Origin of the sequence: Paenibacillus glycanilyticus (assembly GCF_030161375.1) — a bacterium.
GTDB lineage: Bacteria > Bacillota > Bacilli > Paenibacillales > Paenibacillaceae > Pristimantibacillus > Pristimantibacillus glycanilyticus_B.
The window spans coordinates 119,676-127,061 of sequence record NZ_BSSQ01000009.1 but is presented as its reverse complement, the minus strand read 5'-3'; the positions used below and the strand labels follow the sequence as shown (position 1 = coordinate 127,061).

Genomic DNA, 7,386 nt, shown 5'->3' with positions numbered 1-7,386 from the left:
GGTGTTTTGATCCCTGTCTCACAAATGGGGGTCAGTCCCCCTTTTCCTTAGTTAACAATCTTATTTAAAAAATAAAAAGTGCGTAGGCAGCTTTCGAAGCTGTCCGTCGGAAGGTTTGTTAATGACGCGGCCGTTCCAGATGAGCGACGAGGAGCCGCCTCCATCCAGGTTGTAGCCGTCTACGGCGCCAAACCTTTTCAATAAAATTTGCATCTCGGTTAGCGTAGCGCCGGAGCTGCCGCCTTCATTGCGGCCATCGGCTACGATAATGAGCAGTTGCCCATCTTTATAGTTGGCTATTACAGTTCGCGGCGCACGCACCGGGCTAAGCTGCCACTTGGTTGGAATGGTGGTTGCGTTGCCGTTCTTGAGCAGAACGGGCACAAATGAAGCGCCGAATTTTACGTCCAGGCTGTCGAGTTGCTGCTTGTTCGTATACTTGCCGCCTACCAATTGATTGTTCTCGTTTAAGCCAACAAAAAACAAGTCCGAACGGGTAGGTTCAAAGCCGTTTACGTATTGGCCGTTTAAGACGGTTGTGCTAAGCGGATACCGCTTGCCGCCGCCATCGGCGAAGCCGCCGGCATTAACGCCAGCAACCGCGCCGTAACGTTGCACGGCGGCTAGCGTAGTTTCGGAGCCGCCGGCTTTATCTTTGCCGAGGACCATCTTCATGGCATCGCTGGATTTCAATTTGATCTTCAGTACATAACTTTGGAAATGATCGGCCTGTATGTAGAATAATTGCGCACGCAGCTTGTCCGAGTTAATGGTACCCGAGGGATTCCCGAGCTTCCCGGTTATGATTTTGTCGTAAACGGCTAGAGGGCGGTTGGCCTGGGCTGTAGCTGTCGTTACGATTTGTTTCATATCGGCATTGGTTTGGTTATATAACCTCAGCTGTTTCTTAATGGACGCGCTAGTCTCGGCGGCGATCGAACGAGCCGCATCAAGGCCGTTCGCAACAGAGCTTGCTTGTTCTGACGAAGCATTCTCCTTCTGATCATAGCTAGCTTCAGGGAAGCTGCTATCCGGGAGGGTGATCGAAATGTTCGTGACCATCAGCCATAGCAACACGGCGATAAACGGCGAGCAGGCGAGCAGCATCGTTCGGTTTAGCGTTCGGATGGATGATGTCATCATTTGAGCACATCCAGATTTTTTTGCAGTTCGTTCAGCTTCTTCTTCACTTCGTTTAACTGACTATACAGCTTGTTGCTGTTATCGGTTTTGACATCCGCATTGTCTTTCGTAAAGGTCAGCAGCTCGTTAAGCGCTTCTACCTTGGATTCTAATTGCGCTAGTTCATCTTTATAGCTGGATTCGAGCTTAGTAAGCTGCTCTTGGTTTTGTTTTTGCATGTCGGCGATTTGCGCGGCTGTCTGACGGCCCACGTCGGCAGCAATCTGCTGCTGGACATGATCGCTGTACAGCTTGGCGCCGGTAATGCCGGCAGCAATCAGGATGACCCATACGCATACAAAGATAACAAAAGCACGCTGCTTGGTTGCCTTGCGTGGTCTCGTCTCATACGAAGCATTTGATTCTAAAGCGGTATTGCTCATAATAGCGTTCACCTCGTTTTTATGGATATGAAAGTGAAGTGAACGGACTGCAAAACTTGCGTGCACAGCTAGTCTAACATGTTAGACGCACGAACGATGCTTAAGGTTCAAGCTGTCACTACATTGTAACAAAGATTACCCTTTAAGACGGCATTCATTTTGTGGGAATTGCAGGATGCGTTATAATAGTATTAATTAAGCTTGAAAGAAGGTGTTCAAACATGACTGCAACTACAGAACAAGCCATGTTCGCCGGAGGATGCTTCTGGTGCATGGTTTCGCCGTTTGAAGAAACACCGGGCATCGTGTCTGTTGTATCGGGTTATTCCGGAGGCCATACCGTAAATCCTACCTACGAGCAAGTATGTTCGGAGACGACAGGTCATGCCGAAGTTGTCCAAATTACGTTTGATCCGTCGATTTATTCTTACGAGAAGCTGCTGGACGTGTTCTGGCGCCAGATTGATCCAACCGATGCCGGCGGACAATTCCATGACCGCGGGGAATCTTACCGGACGGCAATCTTCTATTATAATGAAGAACAGCGCCAGAAGGCGGAAGCCTCGAAGGCGGCTTTGCAAGCAAGCGGGCGATTCGACAAGCCAATCGCAACGGCTATTGAACCGGCCAAACCATTTTATCCGGCGGAGGATTATCACCAGGGCTATCACCGGACGAACCCTTTCCGTTATAAAATGTACCGCAAAGGCTCGGGCCGCGATGCCTTCATTCAAAAACATTGGACGGTGAGAAAAGACGAGAACGAGCTGCGTTCCCGCCTGAATCCGATTCAATATGAAGTAACGCAGAACAACGCAACGGAACGTCCGTTTACGGGCGAATATTGGGATCACAAGGAAGAGGGACTATACGTGGATATCGTCTCGGGCGAACCGCTGTTCACTTCCCGCGAGAAATACGATTCCGGATGCGGCTGGCCTAGCTTCACGAAGCCGGTGAAAGAAGCGGCTATTACGGAAGTGCTGGATAAAAGCCATTTCATGGTTCGCACGGAAGTGCGAAGCAAAGAAGGCGATTCCCATCTCGGCCATGTGTTTGACGACGGTCCGGGTCCGAATGGCTTGCGTTATTGCATTAACTCCGCGTCGCTCCGGTTCATCCCTGCTGGGGATCTGGAGAAGGAAGGGTACGGGGAATACGTCAACTATTTCAAATAATGGGCATTGGGGGAGAAACAATGAATATCGAGGAAGCTATCCGAACGAGACGCTCCATTGGACGCGTCAAGAAAGATCCGGTTGACCGTAATCTGATCGAGAAGGTGCTGGAAGCAGCGACTTGGGCGCCAAGCCATCATAATACGCAGCCTTGGAAATTTATCGTTATGACCGGCGAAGGCCGTGCCAAACTTGGGGAAGGTTACGCACGGGTTGCGCTTGCATCGCTTGGGCCAGGGGAAAGCCCGGAGCTGGAGGAACGCCTCCGCAAAGAACGGATCAAAGCATACCGCTCGCCGGTTGTGATCGCTGTTGTTTGCTCGCCATCGGATGATCCGCGGGCAACGCTCGTAGAGGAGATCGCGGCTTCGCATACGGCGGTTCAGAATTTGCTGCTTGCCGCGCATGCAAACGGTCTTGGCGCGATCTGGCGTTCAGGCGATCCGATGTATCATCCGCTTATGAATGATACGTTTGGCCTTGCCGAGAACGAGCAGGTTGTTGCGCTTGTCTATATGGGTTATCCCGATATGACTGCGCCAGAACCAAAACGTACGCCTGCAGCGGAAAAAACAATCTGGCTGGAAGACTAATGGCCTGATCATAGGTATAAGAAGCGCCCGATGAGGGCGCTTTTTTATTTGTTAGCCATGGAAAATAAGCTGAAAGTTCGATGGAAGCAGTCAAAATGGTTGCCGAGATGGAGGTGGCCAAGCCGGGAAAAATATTTTTCATGGACCGATTGACTGATTGACAAAAAAGATATATAGTAGTAAATGCTTTTATAATAATTTATTTAGTATTAAACTATTAAATACTAATGAATTGTAGGTTCAAGTGAGGGGCTGGAAGGGGGAAGAGGCTATTGACGAATACCAATGAAGAGCTGATTGGTTTCATGGGACAGTTCAAGACGTTTCTGAAAAACGTAAACAATGACTTTAGCCGGAAGACGATGACCGGCATGAACTATACCCAGTTCAAGTTGTTGTGTACCCTCCATACATCAGGCTCTCTCAAAGTTTCCGAGCTTGCCGATGTTCTTGGATTAACCTCCGGCGCAATTACGGGCATTGCCGATAAGCTGCTCTCGGAAGACTTGATCAGCCGCGAGAGGGCAAGTAACGACCGCCGGGTTGTGTATATTGAATTAACGGCAAAAGGCAAGGACATGGTTGACGACATTCTCAAGTCGCATCACGAAGCATTTTCCTCCTTTTTCAATGTACTGCCTGAAGAAGATATTCAGCATCTGAGGAGAATTTTCGCCCAGCTGCTTGCGAATATGGATAACAAATAGCATTTTAGCTTGGACCTACGCAAACATAGAAAAGGGAGAGAAAAACCAATGAGTAATGCTGTAGCAGCATTAAAAAGAGGCCCGATTGTCGCATCGGTACTCATCGCAGCTTTCGTTGCGCTTCTGAGCCAGACGCTCTTGAACGTTGCGCTTCCAAGCATCATGGCTGACCTCAAGGTCAGCGCGAATACGGTACAATGGCTGTCCACCGGTTATTTGCTAGTCAATGGCGTCCTTATTCCAATTAGCGCTTATTTGATCAGCCGCTTCTCGACAAGGTCATTATTTGTAGTTGCAACAAGTTTATTTACGGTAGGTACGATAGTCAGCGCCTTTGCGCCAAGCTTTGAAGTTCTGCTTACAGGCCGTATTATTCAGGCTGCCGGCGCAGGTATTCTGATGCCGCTGATGTCCATCATCTTCCTGACGATTTTCCCGATTGAACAACGCGGTAAAGCAATGGGCATGATGGGGATCGCGATGATTTTCGCTCCGGCTGTTGGCCCAACGCTGTCGGGCTGGGTTGTTGAGCATTATGACTGGCGCGTTCTGTTCTACATCGTATTGCCGTTGTCGCTGTTTGGCCTCATTTACGGCGCCATCTCGATGAAGAACGTAACCAAGACGGCAAAATCCAAGCTGGACATGGTTGCCGTTGTATTGTCGACCCTTGGTTTTGGCGGTCTGCTCTACGGCTTCAGTGATGCAGGTACGGACGGCTGGAACAATGCAACGGTTATCACAAGCTTAATTATCGGCGTTGTTGCCCTTATTGGTTTCGTAGTGTATCAGCTTGTCGTGAAGAAGCCAATTCTTGAAATGCGCGTATTTAAATACGGCATGTATTCCTTGACTACGGTTATTAACGTAATCATTACGATGGCGATGTTCTCGGGCATGATTTTGCTTCCGATCTATCTGCAGAACATTATGGGCTTTACGCCGCTTAAATCCGGTCTGCTCCTGCTTCCGGGCGCGATCCTGATGGGCATTATGTCTCCGATTACCGGTATGATCTTCGATAAAGTCGGCGCTCGTTGGCTGGCGGTAACGGGTCTTGTTATTACGGTATTCTCGTCTTATGAGTTCAGCCAATTGACTGACCATACGACTTATAACTACCTGATTATTATGTACACGCTGCGTATGTTCGGTATGTCCATGCTGATGATGCCGATCCAAACCGCGGGTATGAACCAGCTTCCGCAGCGTTTGAACGCGCACGGTTCGGCAATGTCGCAAACGCTTCGTAACGTAGCAGGCGCGCTGGGTACAGCCTTCCTCGTTACGCTTATGACGAACAAAACGGCTTCCGAAGCGAAAAGCATGATTGTATCGCAAGGCGTTGATACAACTGACAAAGTAGCGATGGGCCATGTTACGCAAGAAGCGATGATCGTTGGCATTAACCACTCCTTCGTAGTCGCAACATGGTTTGCCGTTGTCGCGCTTGTGCTTGCATTCTTCATCCGCAAAGTAAAACCGCATGAAGAACCGGCTACAGTCGTAGCCCAAGCAACCGAAGGTAAAGCTCAGCTTGCCGCAACGCAATCTAAATAAAGAAGTAAGGCCGTGCAGGGGTTCAACCCGCACGGCCTTTTTTGGTCTCCCCCAAAGGTTAAACTGCAAACGGAGCAATTAAATGTTTCTGGAGAAGTAGAGCTTATGCTTACGACGTAGCTTTCTTTCAGAAAGCTTTGAAGCGTTCGCTTTTATGAAGGGATTCCAACCTATAAAAATTTGATTCGAGGAATCCCTGAGTAATGGCCGATCGGAAGAACATTTAATTGTGCAGTTTGGCCGTTTAACCTACTTACATTTAATTGTGCAGTTTGCCCGTTTGACCTACTAACATTGCGCAGTTTGCCCGTTTAACCTATAATTTTCGCTACTCGAAAATTATGCTCCAGCACTTTCCAAAACGCCGGGAACGGAACATCAAGCACCCATCCGCTGATCCCGCGCAAGCGATAGATTTTGACGAGATCAAGCTTCGCCTGTACGCTTCTTGCATCTTCGAACCAAACCTCGTGGCGCATCCCATGCTCATCCTGATAATGATAATAAGGCGATTCCGCAAGCGGATCATATTCGATGGCGGCCCCATACCGTGCAGCTTGCCTAACGGCGTTGTTCGAGCTGATAGATAAAGCGAAGTCCTGGCCGGGGATATAAGGGAGCGTCCAGTCGTAGCCGTATAACGGCATACCAAGCATGATTTTGTCCGACGGTATTTGCGATGTCGCATAGTTTAATACTTTGGTCACTTCATTCCGCGGAGCAATCGGCATCGGCGGTCCGCCCGCCCAGCCCCACTCATACGTCATAAGGATGACATAATCCATGATCCGGCCATGCGCGGCATAATCCTGCCCGTCGAAGAGCTGCCCTCTTTGGTCTGAAGAACTGACAGGCGGAAGCGTGGAGGAGACAATAGCACCTGCCCGGTGAAGGGTGTCTGCCAACCGTTCGAGAAAGGAATGGTACAACTGGCGATCGGCAGCAGGGATATAGGCGAAATCCACGTTAAGGGCCCACAGTCTGTTGGTTTGCATAGTGGTGAGGATATGATAGATTAAACGCTCTTTAGCCATTTCATTCGATAAAATCGTATGCGCGAGGCTAGGGCTGTAAGCATACCCGTCGAAATTCGTAATAACCATCATCGGCGCGGTCCGGCTTCTGTAAGCTTCCGTAATAACCGGCTGATCATGCAAAGTGCTCAGCGACCCGTCCGGTCTGATCTGGTAGCTGAATGGGCTGAGAAAAGTCAGATGCCGTGCCGCGTCCGCCGCGGAAGGAGAGATGCCCGTAGCGGAGATGGACGGCTCGGTATAACCGTTAACTTCAATCGTCGTCTTGCGGGGTGTTGGAATGCGAAGCTGCATCCCGGGAAGAATAAGGGCGGGATTGTTGATATGGTTGACGCGCGCCAGCTCTTGCATGGTAACGCCGTATTGCTGCGAGATTGCCCAGAAGCTTTCCCCCGGTTTGACCAGATGGCTATCCGACTCGATTGGAATCAGCAGTGACTGTCCGAGGGCGAGAGGCTCGCCCCGTACCATGCCGTTTGCGACAGTGATGGCTTCCGGTGCCACGTTGTACTGCTGAGCCAAGCTTTGAACGGTGTCCCGACCTTTAACCGTATAGATGAACATCGCCTCTCGCCTCCTCAAGGATCCAATATTTCTTCTATTATTCTATTCGGATCCTTCCCCAAACTTAACAGCAGGCTAATTAATTTGATATCAGCAGGAAAAGGAAAGGGAATTTGTTGCAATTCGTGACAAAAACGAACTTTTTTTGAATACTATTATTTTAATGTTCGTATTTTGCCGTTGAC

7 protein-coding genes are annotated in these 7,386 nt (G+C 49.5%); 4 read left to right on the top strand and 3 right to left on the bottom strand.

From position 1 onward, the window contains the following. Nucleotides 1-60: 60 nt before the first annotated feature. Together QQK89_RS11040 and QQK89_RS11035 are read right to left on the bottom strand one after the other, a co-directional pair. Nucleotides 61-1,140 (bottom strand): phosphodiester glycosidase family protein, encoded by a 1,080-nt coding sequence (locus QQK89_RS11040; RefSeq protein WP_284238620.1) that lies wholly within the window; start codon nt 1,138-1,140, stop codon nt 61-63. Continuing rightward, nucleotides 1,140-1,565 (bottom strand): hypothetical protein, encoded by a 426-nt coding sequence (locus QQK89_RS11035; protein ID WP_284238614.1) that lies wholly within the window; start codon nt 1,563-1,565, stop codon nt 1,140-1,142. The genes QQK89_RS11040 and QQK89_RS11035 overlap by 1 nt, the downstream gene beginning before the upstream one ends. A gap of 221 nt (nt 1,566-1,786) precedes the next feature. Between QQK89_RS11035 and msrB the strand changes: the two genes are divergently transcribed. The 4 genes from msrB to QQK89_RS11015 all read left to right on the top strand — a co-directional run bounded on the left by msrB (nt 1,787) and on the right by QQK89_RS11015 (nt 5,603). Continuing rightward, nucleotides 1,787-2,743, top strand: a complete 957-nt coding sequence (msrB, locus tag QQK89_RS11030) for a peptide-methionine (R)-S-oxide reductase MsrB (protein WP_284238613.1) — start codon at nt 1,787-1,789, stop codon at nt 2,741-2,743. Nucleotides 2,744-2,763: 20 nt separating this feature from the next. After that, nucleotides 2,764-3,336, top strand: a complete 573-nt coding sequence (locus tag QQK89_RS11025) for a nitroreductase family protein (protein WP_284238612.1) — start codon at nt 2,764-2,766, stop codon at nt 3,334-3,336. Nucleotides 3,337-3,608: 272 nt separating this feature from the next. After that, nucleotides 3,609-4,043 carry a MarR family winged helix-turn-helix transcriptional regulator gene (locus tag QQK89_RS11020; RefSeq protein ID WP_284238611.1) on the top strand — a complete coding sequence of 145 codons (435 nt, stop codon included), beginning with the start codon at nt 3,609-3,611 and terminating at the stop codon, nt 4,041-4,043. 48 nt (nt 4,044-4,091) lie between these two features. Beyond that, on the top strand, nt 4,092-5,603 hold the full coding sequence (locus tag QQK89_RS11015) for a DHA2 family efflux MFS transporter permease subunit (protein ID WP_284238610.1): 1,512 nt from the start codon (nt 4,092-4,094) through the stop codon (nt 5,601-5,603). Between the two features lie 311 nt (nt 5,604-5,914). Here QQK89_RS11015 and QQK89_RS11010 read toward each other — a convergent pair whose 3' ends face one another. Then, nucleotides 5,915-7,201, bottom strand: coding sequence for a LysM peptidoglycan-binding domain-containing protein (locus QQK89_RS11010; protein ID WP_284238609.1), 1,287 nt, complete (start codon nt 7,199-7,201; stop codon nt 5,915-5,917). Nucleotides 7,202-7,386: the final 185 nt, after the last annotated feature.